General features: G+C 71.3%; 14 protein-coding genes. 7 read left to right on the forward strand and 7 right to left on the reverse strand.

Features of this window, described 5'->3' with window-relative positions; genetic code table 11:
• From ACPPVX_RS05655 to ACPPVX_RS05675, 5 genes are read right to left on the reverse strand one after another with little or no spacing between them, the layout of a single operon-like run.
• Entirely contained in the window at nt 1-1,512 is a 1,512-nt protein-coding gene (locus ACPPVX_RS05655; RefSeq protein ID WP_426573924.1) for a class I adenylate-forming enzyme family protein, read from the reverse strand.
• A complete protein-coding gene (locus ACPPVX_RS05660; RefSeq protein ID WP_426573925.1) occupies nt 1,509-2,297 on the reverse strand; it encodes an enoyl-CoA hydratase/isomerase family protein in 789 nt (262 codons plus the stop codon). The genes ACPPVX_RS05655 and ACPPVX_RS05660 overlap by 4 nt, the downstream gene beginning before the upstream one ends.
• Nucleotides 2,294-3,097, reverse strand: a complete 804-nt coding sequence (locus ACPPVX_RS05665) for an enoyl-CoA hydratase/isomerase family protein (protein WP_426573926.1) — start codon at nt 3,095-3,097, stop codon at nt 2,294-2,296. The genes ACPPVX_RS05660 and ACPPVX_RS05665 overlap by 4 nt, the downstream gene beginning before the upstream one ends.
• A gap of 8 nt (nt 3,098-3,105) precedes the next feature.
• Nucleotides 3,106-3,909 carry an enoyl-CoA hydratase/isomerase family protein gene (locus ACPPVX_RS05670; protein WP_426573927.1) on the reverse strand — a complete coding sequence of 268 codons (804 nt, stop codon included), beginning with the start codon at nt 3,907-3,909 and terminating at the stop codon, nt 3,106-3,108.
• The gene (locus tag ACPPVX_RS05675; protein WP_426573928.1) at nt 3,906-4,889 is read right to left on the reverse strand and encodes an acyl-CoA dehydrogenase family protein; all 984 of its coding nucleotides are present in this window, start codon (nt 4,887-4,889) and stop codon (nt 3,906-3,908) included. Before ACPPVX_RS05675 ends, ACPPVX_RS05670 begins: the two co-directional genes overlap by 4 nt.
• Nucleotides 4,890-5,042: 153 nt before the next feature.
• Between ACPPVX_RS05675 and ACPPVX_RS05680 the strand changes: the two genes are divergently transcribed.
• From ACPPVX_RS05680 to ACPPVX_RS05705, 6 genes are all read left to right on the forward strand, one after another.
• Nucleotides 5,043-5,918, forward strand: coding sequence for an enoyl-CoA hydratase/isomerase family protein (locus tag ACPPVX_RS05680; RefSeq protein ID WP_426574994.1), 876 nt, complete (start codon nt 5,043-5,045; stop codon nt 5,916-5,918).
• 8 nt (nt 5,919-5,926) lie between these two features.
• The gene (locus ACPPVX_RS05685) at nt 5,927-7,318 is read left to right on the forward strand and encodes an aldehyde dehydrogenase family protein (protein ID WP_426573929.1); all 1,392 of its coding nucleotides are present in this window, start codon (nt 5,927-5,929) and stop codon (nt 7,316-7,318) included.
• Between the two features lie 14 nt (nt 7,319-7,332).
• Complete coding sequence (locus ACPPVX_RS05690; protein ID WP_426573931.1) at nt 7,333-8,193, forward strand: alpha/beta fold hydrolase; 861 nt, start codon at nt 7,333-7,335, stop codon at nt 8,191-8,193.
• A gap of 75 nt (nt 8,194-8,268) precedes the next feature.
• The gene (locus ACPPVX_RS05695) at nt 8,269-9,507 is read left to right on the forward strand and encodes a cytochrome P450 (RefSeq protein WP_426573932.1); all 1,239 of its coding nucleotides are present in this window, start codon (nt 8,269-8,271) and stop codon (nt 9,505-9,507) included.
• 197 nt (nt 9,508-9,704) lie between these two features.
• A complete protein-coding gene (locus ACPPVX_RS05700) occupies nt 9,705-10,877 on the forward strand; it encodes an amidohydrolase family protein (protein WP_426573933.1) in 1,173 nt (390 codons plus the stop codon).
• Between the two features lie 6 nt (nt 10,878-10,883).
• Nucleotides 10,884-11,633, forward strand: coding sequence for a TetR/AcrR family transcriptional regulator (locus ACPPVX_RS05705; protein WP_426573934.1), 750 nt, complete (start codon nt 10,884-10,886; stop codon nt 11,631-11,633).
• Between the two features lie 12 nt (nt 11,634-11,645).
• Here ACPPVX_RS05705 and ACPPVX_RS05710 read toward each other — a convergent pair whose 3' ends face one another.
• Nucleotides 11,646-13,178 carry an acyl-CoA synthetase gene (locus tag ACPPVX_RS05710; protein ID WP_426573935.1) on the reverse strand — a complete coding sequence of 511 codons (1,533 nt, stop codon included), beginning with the start codon at nt 13,176-13,178 and terminating at the stop codon, nt 11,646-11,648.
• A gap of 144 nt (nt 13,179-13,322) precedes the next feature.
• Here ACPPVX_RS05710 and ACPPVX_RS05715 point away from each other — a divergent pair, with 144 nt between their 5' ends.
• Nucleotides 13,323-14,528 (forward strand): cytochrome P450, encoded by a 1,206-nt coding sequence (locus tag ACPPVX_RS05715; RefSeq protein WP_426573936.1) that lies wholly within the window; start codon nt 13,323-13,325, stop codon nt 14,526-14,528.
• Nucleotides 14,529-14,553: 25 nt separating this feature from the next.
• Here the strand turns inward: ACPPVX_RS05715 and ACPPVX_RS05720 are convergent, their stop codons facing one another.
• Nucleotides 14,554-15,363, reverse strand: coding sequence for a TetR/AcrR family transcriptional regulator (locus tag ACPPVX_RS05720; RefSeq protein WP_426573937.1), 810 nt, complete (start codon nt 15,361-15,363; stop codon nt 14,554-14,556).
• Nucleotides 15,364-15,422: the final 59 nt, after the last annotated feature.

The raw sequence follows: 15,422 nt of genomic DNA on the forward strand, positions 1-15,422 counted from the left end.
TCAGCCTTCTCGTACGGGCTCGCCGAATCGAGCGGTGACCGCGCCGACGTCCACCTTGCCGGCGTCGGTGCGGGGCAGTTCGTCGACGAGGTGGATCTCGGCCGGCAGCTCGTAGCGGGCCAGATCGGTCGAGATGGACGCCGTGAGGTCCTCGGGCGAGACCGGGTCGACACCGGCCCGGAGCTCCACCACCGCGACCGGGACGGCCCCGAGCCGGGGGTCGGCGCGGGCGATGATCGCGGCGCCTCGCACCGCGGGGTGCCGCTCGAGGGCGAGGCGGATGTCGTCGGGCAGGATCTTGAAGCCACCGCGGATGATGGCGTGGTCGGCCCGGCCCAGGATCCAGAGGAACCCGTCGGCGTCGATGCGGGCCAGGTCGGTGGTGCGCACCCAGCCCTGGTCGGCGATCTGCGGGGCCTTGACCTCGAGCACACCCTCGAGGTCGGTGGCGAGCACGGCCCCGGTGTCCGGGTCGACGATCTGCAGCTCGCACCCCGGGTGCGCCCGGCCGACGCTGCCGCGCTTGGTCGCCCAGAACGCCTGGTGGTCCTTGACGTTCCAGCCGGCGACGGGGCCGCCGAACTCGGTCGCCGCGTACGAGATGAGGACGGGGGCACCGAACCGGCGGAGGAACGCGTCGGCATCGTCGGGGTCGAGCGGGGCCGTGCCGCAGATGACCGAACGGATGCTGCTGAGGTCGTCGGGGTCGAGGTCGGCCTCCAGCACCATGCGGAGCGCCGCGGGGACGAGCGTGGCGGTGGCCGGGCGGTGGCGCCGGACCAGCTCGACCCAGCCGTCGACGGTGAACCGCTCGAGCAGCGCCATCGGCCGGCCGTCGGTCACGCAGAGCAGCACCCGGAACAGCCCGCCGAGGTGGGTCAGCGGGGAGTTGACCACGGCCACGCCCCGGCGGAGCCGGCGCTCGGTGGTGGCGCCCTTCGACTCGTAGTGCTTGGCCCCCACCAGGACCTGCTCGAACGTCTCGTACCCGAGGTCGATGCGCTTCGGCGGCCCGGTGGTGCCGCTCGTCAGCATCCGGACGGCGATGCCCGGTCGTCCGGCCTCGGCGTCGGCCCCGGCGTCGGCAGCGGTGCCGGATCCGGGTGCCACCGCGACCGGCTGGCCGAGGTCGGCCACCGCCACGGTGGTGGTCCGGGCTCCGGCCGGCACCAGCGCGGCCAGGTCGTCGGGTTGGCCGGCGATCAGGGGAAGGTCGAGCGCGGCGACGTCGTCTCGGGTGCGGTCGACGCCTCGGCCAGGGTTGATGGCGACGACGCAGCCGCCGGCCTGGAGGACGCCGAGGATGATGCCGATCGATCCCGGGCGGTTGCGCAGCACGACGCCCACCTCGGTGCCCGGGCGCGGCACCAGCCGGGCCACCTGCGCCGCCGTGCCCGCGAGCTGACCCCAGGTGCGCCACCCGCCCTCGAACTCGATGGCGTCGGCGGCGGGATCGATGGCCAGCACCTCCGCGATGCGATCGGCCAGGCCCCCGGTGGTGGGTGCCGTCATCGGATCCTCGGGGTGGTGCGCGGCAGCGGCCGCTCCGCCACCTCCGCCATGCCGATGGGGTTCCCGACCCGGGTGTAGAGCAGGCCCTGCTCCATGGCGGCGCGGTACGGCCGGTCGAGCGACTCCCAGATGGCGCGGACCGTGCCCTGGGTCGCGGCCGACGGCTTGGCGGCGATGCCCGCGGCGATCTCGTGGGCCCGGTCCCACAGCGCCTCGCGCTCGACGACCTCGGTGACCAGCCCGATCTGGAGGGCCGTCTCGGCCGACACGCGCTCGTCGTTCCCAGAGAGCGCCATGCGCAACGTGTGGGCCAGGCCGACCTTGCGCATGAGGCCGACGGGCTCGAGGGCCGAGACCATGCCGAACGTGACGTGCGAGTCGAAGAAGGTGGCCTCGGGCGCGCAGATGACGATGTCGGACTCGTTCACGAAGTAGAGGGCGCCGGCCGTGCAGATCCCCTGCACCGCGCACACGACCGGCTTCCAGACCTGCTGCCACTTGGGGCTGAGCAGCTCGCCGGGGTCTTCGTGGTTCCAGATGTCGTCGGGCTGCCCGTACGGCTTCTTGGTGTCGAGGCCGGCGCAGAACGCCCGGTCGCCGGCGGCGCGGAGCACGACGGCGTGGACCTCGGGGTCGTCCTTGACCAGCTTCCAGGCCGTGCGCACCTCTTCGCACATCTGGCGGTCGAAGGAGTTGAGCACCTCGGGCCGGTTCAGCGTGATGGTGGCGACGCGGTCGGGCGACGTCTCGTAGAGGATCGTGGCGAACGCGGGGTGCTCGCTCATCGGCCCGTCCACTTCGGCGTCCGCTTCTCCATGAAGGCGGCCGGCCCTTCCTTCGCATCGTCGGTCCGCACCACCCGTTCCCGGAAGGCCTCGGCCATGATCTCCGCCTCGTTGAGCGGCAGGTCGAGGCCCTTGCGGATGGCCAGGCGGGTCCCCCGCACGGCCAGCGGGGCGTTGCGGTTGACGAGGTCGGCGATCTCCCGCGCCCGCTCGGGCAGGCGGTCGTGCTCCACCACCTCGGAGATCATCCCGAGGTCGTACGCCCGCTGGGCGCTCATGCGCTCGTGGCGACCGGTGAGCGCGATGCGCATGGCGATGCCGGTGGGCAGCACCCGAGCGAGGCGGACCATCTCGCGGCCCGACACCAGACCGATGCTGACGTGGGGATCGAAGAACTCGGCCCGGTCCGACGCGATGGCGATGTCACCGGTGGTCACCCAGTCGAGCCCGGCCCCGCAGCACAGACCGTTGACGGCGACGATCGTCGGCTTGGTCATGGTGCGGAACGGCGGCGTCCCCTCCTGGGGCGCCTCCCACTGCGGGTAGGTCGACAGGTACGGCTCGTCGTAGATCACCCGACCGTCGGTGGGGATCTCACCGACATCGGCACCGGTGCAGAACGCCCGACCGGTGGCGGTGACGAGCAGCGTCCAGACGGCCTCATCGGCCTCGGCCGCCGCGTAGGCGACCCGCAGCTCCCTCGCCATCTCCGGGCTGACCGCGTTGAGCCGGTCCGGGCGGTTCAACGTGATGGTGGCCACGCGGTCATCGACCTCGTACCGGATCGTCTCGAACTCCATGATCTCCTCTACCTTCCGTCGAACCGGGGGTCGCGCCGCTCCTTGAAGGCCACCAGGCCCTCGCGGAAGTCGGCGGTGCGCGACGACAGCTCCAGCGCCATCGACTCGGCCTCCATAGCTTCGGCCATCCCGCCGTCGAGCGCGCCGTGGAGGAGACGCTTCGTCAGGCCGAGGGCCACCGTGGCGCTGTCGTGCAGCTCGCCGACCAGGGCGGCGACCGCTTCGTCGAACGCGTCGTCCGGGACCGATCGGTGGATCATGCCCCAGTCGGCCGCATCGCGTCCGGTGACCGGGCGACCGAGGAGCAGCAGCTCCTTGGCCCGTGCCACACCCACCAGGCGGGGAAGGAGCCAGGTGGCGCCGCTGTCGGGGGAGAACCCCCGCTTCACGAACGGCAGCCAGAACTGGGCGTCGTCGGTGGCGATGGCGAAGTCGGAGGCCAGGGCGATCTGGCACCCGAGCCCGGCGGCCCAGCCGCGCACGGCGGCCACCACCGGCAGCTGGATCTCCTGCAGGAGCTCGATCAGGCGGTGCGCCTGCACGACGGTGCGGCGCTGCAGGCTCCCGGGCCGCGGCTTGGGCGCCCCCTCCTGGTTGGCGGCCACCCAGTCCGAGCCGGCGCAGAAGTCGTCGCCGCTGCTGATCAGGACCACGCGCAGCGCGTCGTCGGTGGAGGCGGCCTCGAGGGCCTCGATCATCTGGCGCTGGCCTTCGAGCCCGAGCGAGCCCTTGCGGTCGGGCCGATCGATCGTGAGCCGAAGGACGCCCTCGGCGGCCTCGACCACCACGCCCCCGTTGGATCCGTCGGTCATGAGCGTGCTCCCTCGAGGGTCGATCCGAGGTGCAGCTCGTGCGCCTCGGTGGTGCCGAAGTCGTGCTCCAGGAGCCAGGCCCGCTTGAGCAGGTGGTTCGGCAGCATGTCCCACGTGAAGCCCATGCCGCCGAGCACCTGGATGGCGGCGCTGGAGTTCGCGATCGCGGCATCGGATGCGAGCACCTTGGCGCGGGCCACCGCTCGGCGGACGTCGTCGTCACCGGGCTCGTCGAGCACAGCGGCGGCCGCGTAGGTGACGCTCTGGGCGGACACGGTGCGGACGTACATGTCGGCGAGCAGGTGCTTGATCGCCTGGAACGACCCGATGGCCGCACCGAACTGCTCGCGCTCGAGGGCGTACTCCCGGGCGACGTCGAGCGCTCGGGAGCTGACCCCGGCGAGCAGGGCGGCGGTGAGCACCGTGCCGAGCGGGCGGAGATGGGCGGCTGCGCCCCCGGCACCGATCGGTTCGCCCGAGCCGAGGCCGGTGAAGCGACCCACGCTGGTCAGCGGGTCGAGGGGCTCGTACGGCGTGGGGTCGGGCAGGTCCGCGGTGCGGTGCGCCGTCACGCCGTCGTCGCCCACGACGAGCAGCACATCGATGTCGCGGGCGTGGGCCACCACGACGGTGCCGTCGACGACCGCGCTCGCCTCCACGCCACCGACCAGCACCTCGCCGGTGGCGGCGCCGGGCACCAGGGGTGCGGCCAGGAGCGACCACAGCACCGGCCCGGGCACCAGGTGGCTGCCGAGCTGCTCGAACACGATGGCGGCTTCGATCACCCCGAGGCCCACGCCTCCGGACGCCTCGGGGAGGAGCAGCCCGAGCACGCCCAGGCCGGCCAGCTCGGTCCACGCCGAGCGGTCGACCGCCGCGCCTTCTCGACCAGCGATGCGGTCGAACGGGAACCGATCGGTGCAGAAGCGCGCCACCGTCTGCTGCAGCTCGATCTGGCCCTCGTCCAAGCGGAACTCCATGGCGTGCCTCCGGTCGCTTCGTCGGATGGATCCCCTGGATTTCCGACGAAGAGAATTGTAAACCTCTAGAGGTTAAGCGTACGGTGACCGGAGCGATCACGCCAAGACGGCCCCCCAAGGAGGCGAAGTTCGGTGAGCGACGGCCAGGTCCACATGGAGCGCGATGAGACCACGGGCATCGCTCGGATCACCATCGACAACCCGTCGCGGAAGAACGCGTACGACCCGCCGATGCGACGGCAGCTCGGTGCGTACCTCGATGAGCTCGCCTACGACGACGACACCAAGGTGGTCCTCCTGCGCGGTGCCGAGGGGATCTTCAGCACCGGCGCCGACATGAACAACGCCTACGCCTGGTACGGCGACGGACCGAAGCCGGATGCACCCGAGACCGGCTCGAAGCCGGAATCGAACGATCGGCGCCCGAGCCAGCGGCGCCGCCTCCTGGTCGACCGCCAGACGTTCGACTTCTACCACTCGTTCATGGGCTACCCGAAGGTCACCGTCGCCGAGGTCAGCGGCTACGCCCTCGGTGGCGGCTTCGAGATCGCGCTCATGGCCGACATCGCCGTCGTGGCGTCCGACGCCCAGATCGGGATGCCCGCCACCCGGTTCCTCGGACCGGCGCTCGGGTCGCTGCACATGTTCTTCCACCGGCTAGGGCCCGTCCTCGCCCGCCGCCTGCTCCTGACCGGCGACACGCTCCGCGCCGAGGAGCTCGCCCACCTCGGGGTCTTCACCGAGGTGGTGGCGCCCGAGTCCGTCGAGGCCCGGGCCACGTGGTGGGCCGAGAAGGCCTCGCGCATGCCGGCCGACGGCATCGTGATGGCGAAGGAGGCGTTCCGCCTGGTGGAGCAGCTCCAGAGCTACCAGGGCGAGGAGGTGCTCAGCTACCTGTTCCACGCCTACGGGACCAACCTGCAGTTCGAGCCCGGCGAGTTCAACTTCGTGAAGGCGAGAGCGCAGCACAGCACGCGGGAGGCGTTCGCGATGCGCGACGCGCACTTCGACGTGCCCGAACCCGAATAGGAGCCCCGATGGCCCACGCCGACACCGACCTGGCGACGATCCCCGACACCGTCGCCACCGCGCGGCGCGCGTTCGACGACGGCCGCACCCGGCCGATCGAGTGGCGGCGCCGGCAGCTCGACGGACTGCTGACGGTCCTCGACGTAGGGGCCGCCGAGCTGGTGGCTGCGCTGGGCCGCGACATGGGCAAGCCGGCCCCCGAGGCCCACTTCACGGACATCGGGACCACCGCCACCGACATCAAGCACATCCGCAAGCACCTGGCGGCCTGGATGCGGCCCCGCAAGGCCAAGATGCGCATGCAGGACCGGCCCGGCAAGGGGCACATCCTGCCCGAGCCCCTCGGCGTGGCGCTGATCATCGCCCCCTGGAACTACCCCGTGCAGCTCACGCTGGGACCGCTGGCCGCTGCGCTCGCCGCCGGCAACACGGCGGTCGTGAAGCCCTCGGAGCTCGTCCCCGAGACCTCCGGGATCCTCGCCCGCCTGCTGCGCGAGCACCTCGACCCGGAGGCCGTCGCCGTCGTCGAAGGCGGCCCCGAGGTCTCCACCGCCCTGCTCGACCAGCGCTTCGACCACATCTTCTTCACGGGGTCGACCTCGGTCGGTCGCGTCGTCGCCCAGGCGGCGGCCAAGCACCTGACGCCGACGGTGCTCGAGCTGGGCGGCAAGTCCCCGGTGATCGTCGCGTCCGACGTCAACCTCGACATCACCGCCAAGCGGCTGGCCTGGGGCAAGAGCCTCAACGCCGGCCAGACCTGCATCGCCCCCGACTACGTCCTGGTGGACCGACGGCACAAGGACGCCCTGGTCGCCGGCATCGTGGCGGCCATCGAGCAGTTCTACGGCCCCGACCCTTCGACGTCGGACGACCTGGCCAAGATCGTCAACGAGCGGCACGCCGAGCGGATCACCAAGCTGCTCGCCGACCACGGCGGCACCGTCGCCTGCGGCGGCGCGGTGAACCCGGTGACCCGGAAGCTGGCGCCCACGGTCATCGTCGATCCCGACCCCGGCAGCGCGCTGATGCAGGAGGAGATCTTCGGGCCCGTCCTGCCGATCCTCGCGGTCGACGACGTCGATGAGGCCGTCGCCTTCATCAACCGGCGCCCCAAGCCCCTGGCGCTCTACGTGTTCTCCAACGAGGCCCACGTGGCCGAGGACGTCGCCGCCCGCACGTCGTCGGGCGGCGTGTGCGTGAACCACGTCATGTTCCACATCGGCCCGCCCGAGCTCCCCTTCGGCGGTGTCGGCGACGCCGGCCACGGGCGGTACCACGGGCAGGCCGGGTTCGACGCGCTGTCCAACCTCAAGCCGGTCTACATCCGGCCCTTCCGCCCCGACCTCTCGCTGATCTACCCGCCCTACACCAAGCTCAAGGTCAAGCTCCTCACCCGGTGAGGCAGGCTGGCCCCATGGAACACCTCGAGCTCAGCCACGGCGCCCTCACCTTCGATGCCGTGGCCGACGGCCCCGACGACGGCGCACCGGTCCTCCTCCTGCACGGGTTTCCGGAGACGTCGCACAGCTGGCGGTTCGTGCAGCCACAGCTGACCGCGGCAGGCCTCCGCTCCGTCGCTCCCGACCTGCGCGGCTACTCGCCTCGCGCCCGTCCGACCGAGGCGTCCGACTTCTCGATCGAGCTCCTGGTCGGCGACGTGATCGCCATGGCCGACGAGCTCGGGTGGGACGCCTTCCACCTGGTCGGGCACGACTGGGGCGGCGCGCTGGCCTGGCAGACGGCCGGTCGCCACCAGCACCGGGTGCGCTCGCTCGCCGTCGTCTCGACCCCGCACCCGAGCGCGTTCGCCGACGCCAAGCAGGCGGGCCCTGGGCCCGATGGCCAGGATCAGGCCGTCATGTCCAGCTACATGGACCTCTTCCGCCAGCCCGGCGCCGAGGACATGTTCCTCGGCGAGGGCGGCGCCGGCTTCCAGCTCCTGCTCGAAGGCAGCGGGCTCGACGCCGCCAGCGCCGCCCACTACGCAACGCACTTCGCGTCGACCGAGGCCCTGTCCGGTGCGCTCAACTGGTACCGCGGCGCCGACCCCTTCGACGCCTCCGGCCTCGGCCCCATCACGATGCCGACGCTGTACGTGTGGTCCACGGACGACGTCGCCGTCGGGCGCCTCGCCGCCGAGCGGACCGCCCGCTACGTCGAAGGGCCCTACCGGTTCGAGGTGCTCGATGGCACCTCGCACTGGATCCCGGAGGCCGAGCCGGCTGCGCTCTCGGGCTTCCTGCTGGGGCACATCGCCTCGACAGCGGAGACGTGACCGCACCTGTCCTGGATCCGCCGATGCCCGGTGAACCATGTAGAGGTTTCGAGACCACTCTGGCATGATGGCGCCATGACCGCCACGTCGACCGAGAACCTGGGCGAGATCTTCGCCGACCCCGCCGCGTACGCCGATCCTGAGCGCTGGCACGCCACCGCCAAGCGGATCCGCGACGAGTCGCCGATCCTGCGGGTCACCCTCGACGGGTACCCGGAGTTCTGGGCCATCACCAAGCACGCCGATGTGATGGCCATCGAGCGCAACCCCGACATCTTCACCAACGCCCCCCTCCCGGTCCTCACCCCCTCGGCCAACCTCGAGGACGCGGCCAACGTGCCGGTGAAGACGCTGATCCAGATGGACGGCATCGAGCACAAGGCCCACCGCAACATCGTCAACGACTGGTTCAAGCCGGGGAACCTGAAGGCGCTCCAGGACCGCATCGACCTGTTGGCCGAGCGGTCGGTCGATCAGATGGCGGCGATGGGTGGGCGCTGCGACTTCGTCTCCGACGTCGCCCTGCACTTCCCGCTCCAGATCATCCTCTCGATCCTCGGGCTCCCGGAGGACGACCACGAGCGGATGCTGAAGCTGACCCAGGAGCTGTTCGGCGCCGAGGACCCCGAGATCGCCCGGATCGCCGAGGACGAGGAGGCGCTCAGCGTGATCCTCGACTTCGTCACGTACTTCACCGCGCTTGCGAACGACCGGCGAGCCTCGCCCACCGGCGACCTGGCCTCGGTCATCGCCAACGCCGAGGTCGACGGCGCCCTGCTGTCGGACCTGGAGATGATGGGCCACTACGTGATCATCGCCACGGCCGGCCACGACACCACGTCCAACGCCATCGCGGGCGGCATGCTCGCCCTCCTCGAGCAGCCCGATCAGCTCGCCCTGCTGCAGGCCCGGCCCGAGCTCATCGACAACGCCGCCGACGAGTTCATCCGGTTCGTGTCGCCGGTGAAGCACTTCGCCCGGAACTGCCAGGAGGAGTTCACCCTGCGCGACCACACGTTCCAGCCCGGAGACCTGCTGTACCTGTCGTTCGCCTCGGCCAACCGCGACGACGAGGTCTTCACCGACCCGATGGCGCTCGACGTGACCCGCGAGAACGCCTCGAACCACCTCGCCTTCGGGTTCGGCCGCCACTTCTGCCTCGGTGCGCACCTGGCCCGGATGGAGGTCCGGGCCCTGTTCAAGGAGCTGCTCGGCCGCCTCGACCACATCGAGCTGGCCGGTGAGCCCAGCTGGGTCCGGGCCAACTTCGTCCAAGGGCCCAAGAGCATCCCGGTCAGCTACCAGCTGCGCTGATCCGAGCGCGGCGACCACGACGTCAGGCTCGGGGAGCCGCAGCGCTGCTGGGCGGTGATGCGCGGCACCTCGCTGGTGCCGGCGTAGATCGTGGTGCCGAGGGAGAAGCGGAGGGCGTGCTCGTAGCGTCACTATCGTATTTCGTACAGTGGGACTATCCTCCTCGAACACCACCGTGCACGACCCTGGAGGGCCCGATGCAGCTCGACTTCCCCGTGTGGGACGCGGACAACCACCTGTACGAGGCCGAGGACGCGCTGACGCGCCACCTCCCCGCCGCCCACGCCGACCTCTTCCGGTTCGTCGAGATCAAGGGCCGCAAGAAGCTGGTGGTCCGCGACCGGCTCACCGAGTTCATCCCCAACCCCACGTTCGAGGTGGTGGCACGGCCCGGCGCCCACAAGGCCTTCTACGCCGGCGAGAACGCGGAGGGCAAGACGCTGCGCGAGCTCACCGGCGACCCGATGCGCGCCATCCCGGCGTTCCGCCTCCCCGAGCCCCGCCTCGAGCTGCTCGACGAGCAGGGCATCCACGCCAGCCTCATGTTCCCCACGCTGGCGAGCCTGATCGAGGAGCGCCTGATCGACGACCCCGACCTCACCCAGGTCGCCATCCGCGCCTTCAACGAGTGGCTCTACGACGACTGGCGCTACGACTACGAGGGCCGCATCTTCGCCACCCCGGTCGTCAACCCGTGCGTCCTCGACGCGGGCATCGCCGAGCTCGAGCGGGTGATCGACCGCGGCGCCAGGGCCGTGCTGCTCCGCCCCGCCCCCGTCAGCGGCCTGCGCGGCACCCGGTCGCCGTTCCTCCCCGAGTTCGACCCGTTCTGGGCGCGCATCCAAGAAGCCGGCCTGCTCGTGGCGCTCCACGCCTCGGACAGCGGCTACCAGACGTACCTCAACACGTGGGAGGGCACGGGCGGCGAGTACGTCGCCTTCCGCCCCCAGACCTTCGCCGCCGTGGCCGACGACGGCCGGGCCATCCAGGACGCCCTCGCCTCCGCCGTGTGCCACGGGATGCTCACCCGCTTCCCCGGCGTGAAGCTGCTCAGCGTCGAGAACGGCGGCAGCTGGGTGGGCCACCTCGTGCGCAACCTCGAGTACGCCTACAAGAAGATGCCCCAGGAGTTCGCCGAGCACCCTCGCGAGGTCTTCCACCGCAACGTCTGGGTCAACCCGTTCTGGGAGGACTCGGTCACCTCGCTGATCGACATCGTGGGCGCCGAGCGGGTCTGCTTCGGCTCCGACTACCCGCACCCCGAGGGCCTCGACGACCCGGTCGCCTGGAGCGAAGAGGTGAGCCACCTCCCTCCCGACGACGTGGAGCGCATGATGTCGGCCAACCTCCGCTCGCTCCTCGCGGCCTGAGCTGCCATGCCGGCCCCCGGCCCCGCTCCTGAAGATCCCGCCGCCGACTGGGAGCGGCGCGTCGTCGGCCGGTCGCTGCGCGCCGCGAGGGCCCGATCGATCGACCGCGCCGCCGCCCTGATCCGAGCGGCCACGGTGCTCGTCGAGCGGTCCGGGGCCGACACGTTCACGGTGCAGGACGTGGCCGACGAGGCCGGGCAGTCGCTGCGGACCCTCTACCAGTACTTCGAGAGCAAGGACGACCTGCTCCTCGCGGTGTTCGAGGAGGTGATGATCACCTACGCCCGGGTGGTCCGCACCTCGATCGCAGGCCTGGACGATCCGATGGAGCGGTTGGCGGGCGCTTTGATCGCCATGGCCCGGCTGCCCGCGCTCACGCCGACCGACGCCAGCGGCGGACTGGCCCGGCTCCGCCTGCGGTTGGCGCAGGTCGACCCCGACCTCGTCGGCCGGGCCCGGGCACCGATCGCCTCGCTGCTGCTGGAGCTCGTCACCGCCGCCGACGCCGCCGAGGCGATCGAGACGCCCGACGTCGAGGCCGCCGCCTACGTCCTGCTGACGCTGAGCTCCGCCTCCACCAACACGAGCACCCTGGGCAACGACGTGGGCGTCGCGCCGAGTGCGCCCGCCCAGGTGGTGGGGTTCTGCCTGCGGGGCTTGGGGGCGGACATGACCACGGACTGGTACGCGTCGGTCGGTGGTCGGTTGCGGCTCCCGGCCGCGCCCCGACGCCGGAAGCGGGCGGCCACCGCCTGAGGACCAGCCTGCTCAGGCCCGAACCGACTCGGGCAGCAGCCGCTTCGCCAGCTTGCCGGTGGGGAGGCGGGGCAGCTCGTCGAGGAAGACCACCGAGGTCGGGCACTTGAACGAGGCGAGGCCGTCTCGGCAGTGGGCGATCAGCTGGGCACCGAGCTCGTCGCTGGCCGTGGACCCGGGCGCCAGCTCCACCACCGCACGCGGGGTCTCGCCCAGATCGGGGTGCGGGATGCCGATGATGACCACGTCGGCCACCGCCGGGTGCCCGATCAGCACGTCCTCGGCCTCACGCGGGTACACGTTCACGCCCCCCGAGATGATCATGTTGGACACGCGGTCGGTGAGGTAGAGGTAGCCGTCGTCGTCGACCTTGCCGATGTCGCCGAGGGTCCCCCACCCCTGCTCGTTGAACGCCTCCGCGGTCTTGACCGGGTCGCCGTGGTACTCGAAGCGGGCGGGCGGCTCGAACCAGACCTGGCCCTCCTCCCCCGCGGGCAGCTCCAGCCCGTCGGGACCGGTGATGTGCACCGGCCCCATCAGGGAGCGACCGACCGACCCGGGGTGCTCGAGCCACTCCTCGGGCCCGATGGCGCAGAAGCCGACGCCCTCGCTGCCGGAGTAGTACTCGTAGAGGACAGGGCCGAGCCACTCCATCGCCGCCCGCTTCACATCGGGCGGGCAGGGCGCGGCGGCGTGCACCACCACCTCGAGGCTCGACAGGTCGAAGCGGGCCCGGTCCTCGGCCGGCAGCTTCAGCAGGCGGATGAGGTGCGTCGGGACGAACTGGGCGTGGGTCACCCGGTGGCGCTCGATCGCGGCGAGGACCTCGAGCGGATCGAACCGCTCCAGGACCACGGCCGTCCCACCGAGGCGGTGCATCGTCGTGGTCCACCCCGAAGGGGCCGCGTGGTAGAGCGGCGCCGGGCTCAGGTACACCGTGTCCTCGCCCCCGCCGTAGAGGAACTTCACGAGCATGCTGAACCCGGCGGACCCGCCGAGCGGCCCTCCCACCGAAGGGGGCCGGATGCCCTTGGGCCGGCCCGTGGTGCCCGATGAGTAGAACATCCAGTTGCCCTCGCACTCATCGGTGGGGCGGCTCGTGGGCTGGGAGGCGAGCGCCTCCTCGTAGTCGTCGAACCCGTCGATGGCACCCCCGATCGCGTAGCGCCCCTCGCTGTCGCCCAGGCCGGCGAGCTTGGCCATCACATCGGGCACGGTGGCCGAGGCGAACAGCACGTCCGCACCGCAGTCCTCGATGATGTAGGCCGCCTCCTCCGCGCCGAGGTGCCAGTTGATCGGCGTCACGTACATGCCCGTGCGCATCGCCCCCCAGCACACCTCGAAGAACTCCAGCCGGTTCTCGACGAGGACCGCCACGTGGCCCCCTCGCTCGATCCCCTTGGAGCGCAGGAGGTTCCCGACCCGGCACGAGCGGTCCTCCAGCTCGCCGTACGTCTGCACCGGGCCGTCGGTGCCGATGATCGTGGCCGGGCGGTCTGGGGCCGTGGCGGCGAACCAGCTCGGGTGCTCGATCGGGTCGCTCATGGATGGTCCTTTCGAGGCGCGGGCCCGGGCGTGCTCCCGCTTCCCTGTCCCCTTGGGTCGTGCGAGTGGCTCGGATCAAGGTTACTCTCCCAGGGAAAGCGATGCTTTCGTTATGTGCATGTATGACTTTCCACGGAGGCCCCGGTGCCGGAGACCGCAGTCGAGTTCGATCCCTTCTCGAGTGAGTACTTCGACGATCCCACCGAGACCTACCGCCGCCTGCGCGAGGAAGCGCCCGTGTACTTCAGCGAGCGCTACGGCTTCTACGCGCTGTCGCGCTTCGACGACCTCGTGGCCGCCCACCGCGACTGGAAGGGGCTCTCGAGCGCCCACGGCGTCGACCTCTCCACCCTCAGCCTCGACCCGGACCTGGTGAAGATGCTCGGGATGATCATCATGATGGACCCGCCCGAGCACGACCGGTTCCGCGCCCTCGTCAGCCGCGTGTTCACCCCGCGAGCGATGGCCGCGTTCGAGCCGATGATCCGAGGGGTCATCGTGGACCTGCTCGACCCGCTCGCCGACCGGCCCTTCGACGCCGTCGCCGAGTTCGCGGCCCTCTTCCCGGTGGAGATCATCTCGCGGATGCTCGGCGTGCCCGAGGGCGAGCGCCAGCAGATCCGCCACTGGCTCGACCTGAGCCTCCACCGCGAGCCCGGCGAGATGGAGATGACCGCCGAGGGCCAGAACGCCATGCTCTCGCTCGTCGTGTACTTCCAGGACCTCGCGAAGGCGAAGCGCGAGCACCCCGACGACGACATGCTGACCCGCCTCACCGAGGTCACCATCGACCGCGGCGACGGCGAGCAGACGCAGCTGACCAACGGCGAGATCGCCGGCTTCGCCGCCCTCCTCGGCGGCGCCGGTGCCGAGACCGTGACCAAGCTCGTGGCCAACGCCGTCGTGCTCTTCGACCAGCACCCCGACCAGTGGAAGAAGGTCGTCGCCGACCCGGAGCGCATCCCCGCCGCCGTGGAGGAGATCCTCCGCATCCACCCGCCCTCGCAGTACCAGGGGCGCTTCTCCGTGGAGGAGCGCACCTACGAGGGCGGCACCATCCCCGCCGGGTTCCCCGTGCTGCTCCTCACCGGAGCCGCCACGCGCGACGCCCGCACCTTCGATCGCCCCGACGAGTTCGACATCGACCGCCAGCAGGCCGTCGCCATCGGCTTCGGCCACGGGGTGCACAGCTGCCTCGGCGCCGCGCTCGCCCGCATGGAGAGCCGCATCGCCATCGAGGAGATCACCAAGCGGTGGACGCGCCTCGAGGTCGACCGGTCCGGCCTGCGCCGGGTGAGCATGTCGAACGTCGCCGGCTACTCGAGCGTCCCGGTGACGCCGGTCCGCTGACGGGGCCGGCGCCACCGAGCGCGGGTCAGGCCTGCTTCTTGGCCGTTCCGGCGGTGGTGGCCTTGGTGCGCCCGGCCGGACGGGCGGACTTGGCCTTCGTGCCCGGCGCCGGCCGCCGGGAGAACTTCAAGCGGCGGTCGATCGACGAGACCCAGGCCTCGTCGACATCGGCACCCAGGCCCCGGAGGCAGAACACCGTCAAGGCGATCGGGTCGGGACGGCGCACGCCGGCGTCGTTGCCCATGGCCTCGGCGGTGATGTACGCCCCGTTGAGCGACATCAGCACGAAGGTGGCCGACTCGCTGTCGACCATGGAGATGACCTTCGCCGCCGAGGCGGAGGCGACCGCCCCGCGGATCAGCGTGGCCACGCTGGCCTGCGCCTGGCCGACTCGGTCGGGCTCGGCCTCGGCGAGCTTGAGCCGGAGCCGGGCCAGGCCCCGCTCGATGCCGGAGTCGCTGAAGTCGGGCATGCGGACGGCGGCGAGCATGGTCCCCGCCAGCAGGTCGAGCGGCTCGGTGAGCTCCTCGGTGGCTCGACGGATCAGCCGTGCGTAGGTGCGCATGGCCTCTTCGAACACGGCCAGGAGCAGGTCGTCCTTGCTGGCGAAGTACTGGTAGAGCGTCCGCAGCGACTGCCCGGCCTCGTCGGCGACCTCCTGGACGGTGATGTCCTCACCGTTGGAGCGCTCGAGCACCGTGGCCGCTGCTGCGATCAGGCTGAAGCCCCGGTCGACGGAGCGTTCGGCGGCGCTGCGCAGGGACCGGCCGACCACCCGGCGCTGCCAGTCGGCATCGGGCTCGGTCGTTGCTTCGTCCACCGATGCGTCGGTCATCCGTGCGGTTCCTCCGGTCGGGCTCGGTCCGAACCCTACCCGCATCCCTCCGCCGCTCC

This window comes from Aquihabitans sp. McL0605, from assembly GCF_049993875.1.
GTDB lineage: Bacteria > Actinomycetota > Acidimicrobiia > Acidimicrobiales > Iamiaceae > Aquihabitans.

What these genes read in the sequence shown, in the direction of transcription:
- ACPPVX_RS05655 (WP_426573924.1), bottom strand. Translation starts at nt 1,512, where the DNA reads ATGACGGCACCCACCACCGGGGGCCTGGCCGATCGCATCGCGGAGGTG.
- ACPPVX_RS05660 (WP_426573925.1), bottom strand. Translation starts at nt 2,297, where the DNA reads ATGAGCGAGCACCCCGCGTTCGCCACGATCCTCTACGAGACGTCGCCC.
- ACPPVX_RS05665 (WP_426573926.1), bottom strand. Translation starts at nt 3,097, where the DNA reads ATGGAGTTCGAGACGATCCGGTACGAGGTCGATGACCGCGTGGCCACC.
- ACPPVX_RS05670 (WP_426573927.1), bottom strand. Translation starts at nt 3,909, where the DNA reads ATGACCGACGGATCCAACGGGGGCGTGGTGGTCGAGGCCGCCGAGGGC.
- ACPPVX_RS05675 (WP_426573928.1), bottom strand. Translation starts at nt 4,889, where the DNA reads ATGGAGTTCCGCTTGGACGAGGGCCAGATCGAGCTGCAGCAGACGGTG.
- ACPPVX_RS05680 (WP_426574994.1), top strand. Translation starts at nt 5,043, where the DNA reads ATGGAGCGCGATGAGACCACGGGCATCGCTCGGATCACCATCGACAAC.
- ACPPVX_RS05685 (WP_426573929.1), top strand. Translation starts at nt 5,927, where the DNA reads ATGGCCCACGCCGACACCGACCTGGCGACGATCCCCGACACCGTCGCC.
- ACPPVX_RS05690 (WP_426573931.1), top strand. Translation starts at nt 7,333, where the DNA reads ATGGAACACCTCGAGCTCAGCCACGGCGCCCTCACCTTCGATGCCGTG.
- ACPPVX_RS05695 (WP_426573932.1), top strand. Translation starts at nt 8,269, where the DNA reads ATGACCGCCACGTCGACCGAGAACCTGGGCGAGATCTTCGCCGACCCC.
- ACPPVX_RS05700 (WP_426573933.1), top strand. Translation starts at nt 9,705, where the DNA reads ATGCAGCTCGACTTCCCCGTGTGGGACGCGGACAACCACCTGTACGAG.
- ACPPVX_RS05705 (WP_426573934.1), top strand. Translation starts at nt 10,884, where the DNA reads ATGCCGGCCCCCGGCCCCGCTCCTGAAGATCCCGCCGCCGACTGGGAG.
- ACPPVX_RS05710 (WP_426573935.1), bottom strand. Translation starts at nt 13,178, where the DNA reads ATGAGCGACCCGATCGAGCACCCGAGCTGGTTCGCCGCCACGGCCCCA.
- ACPPVX_RS05720 (WP_426573937.1), bottom strand. Translation starts at nt 15,363, where the DNA reads ATGACCGACGCATCGGTGGACGAAGCAACGACCGAGCCCGATGCCGAC.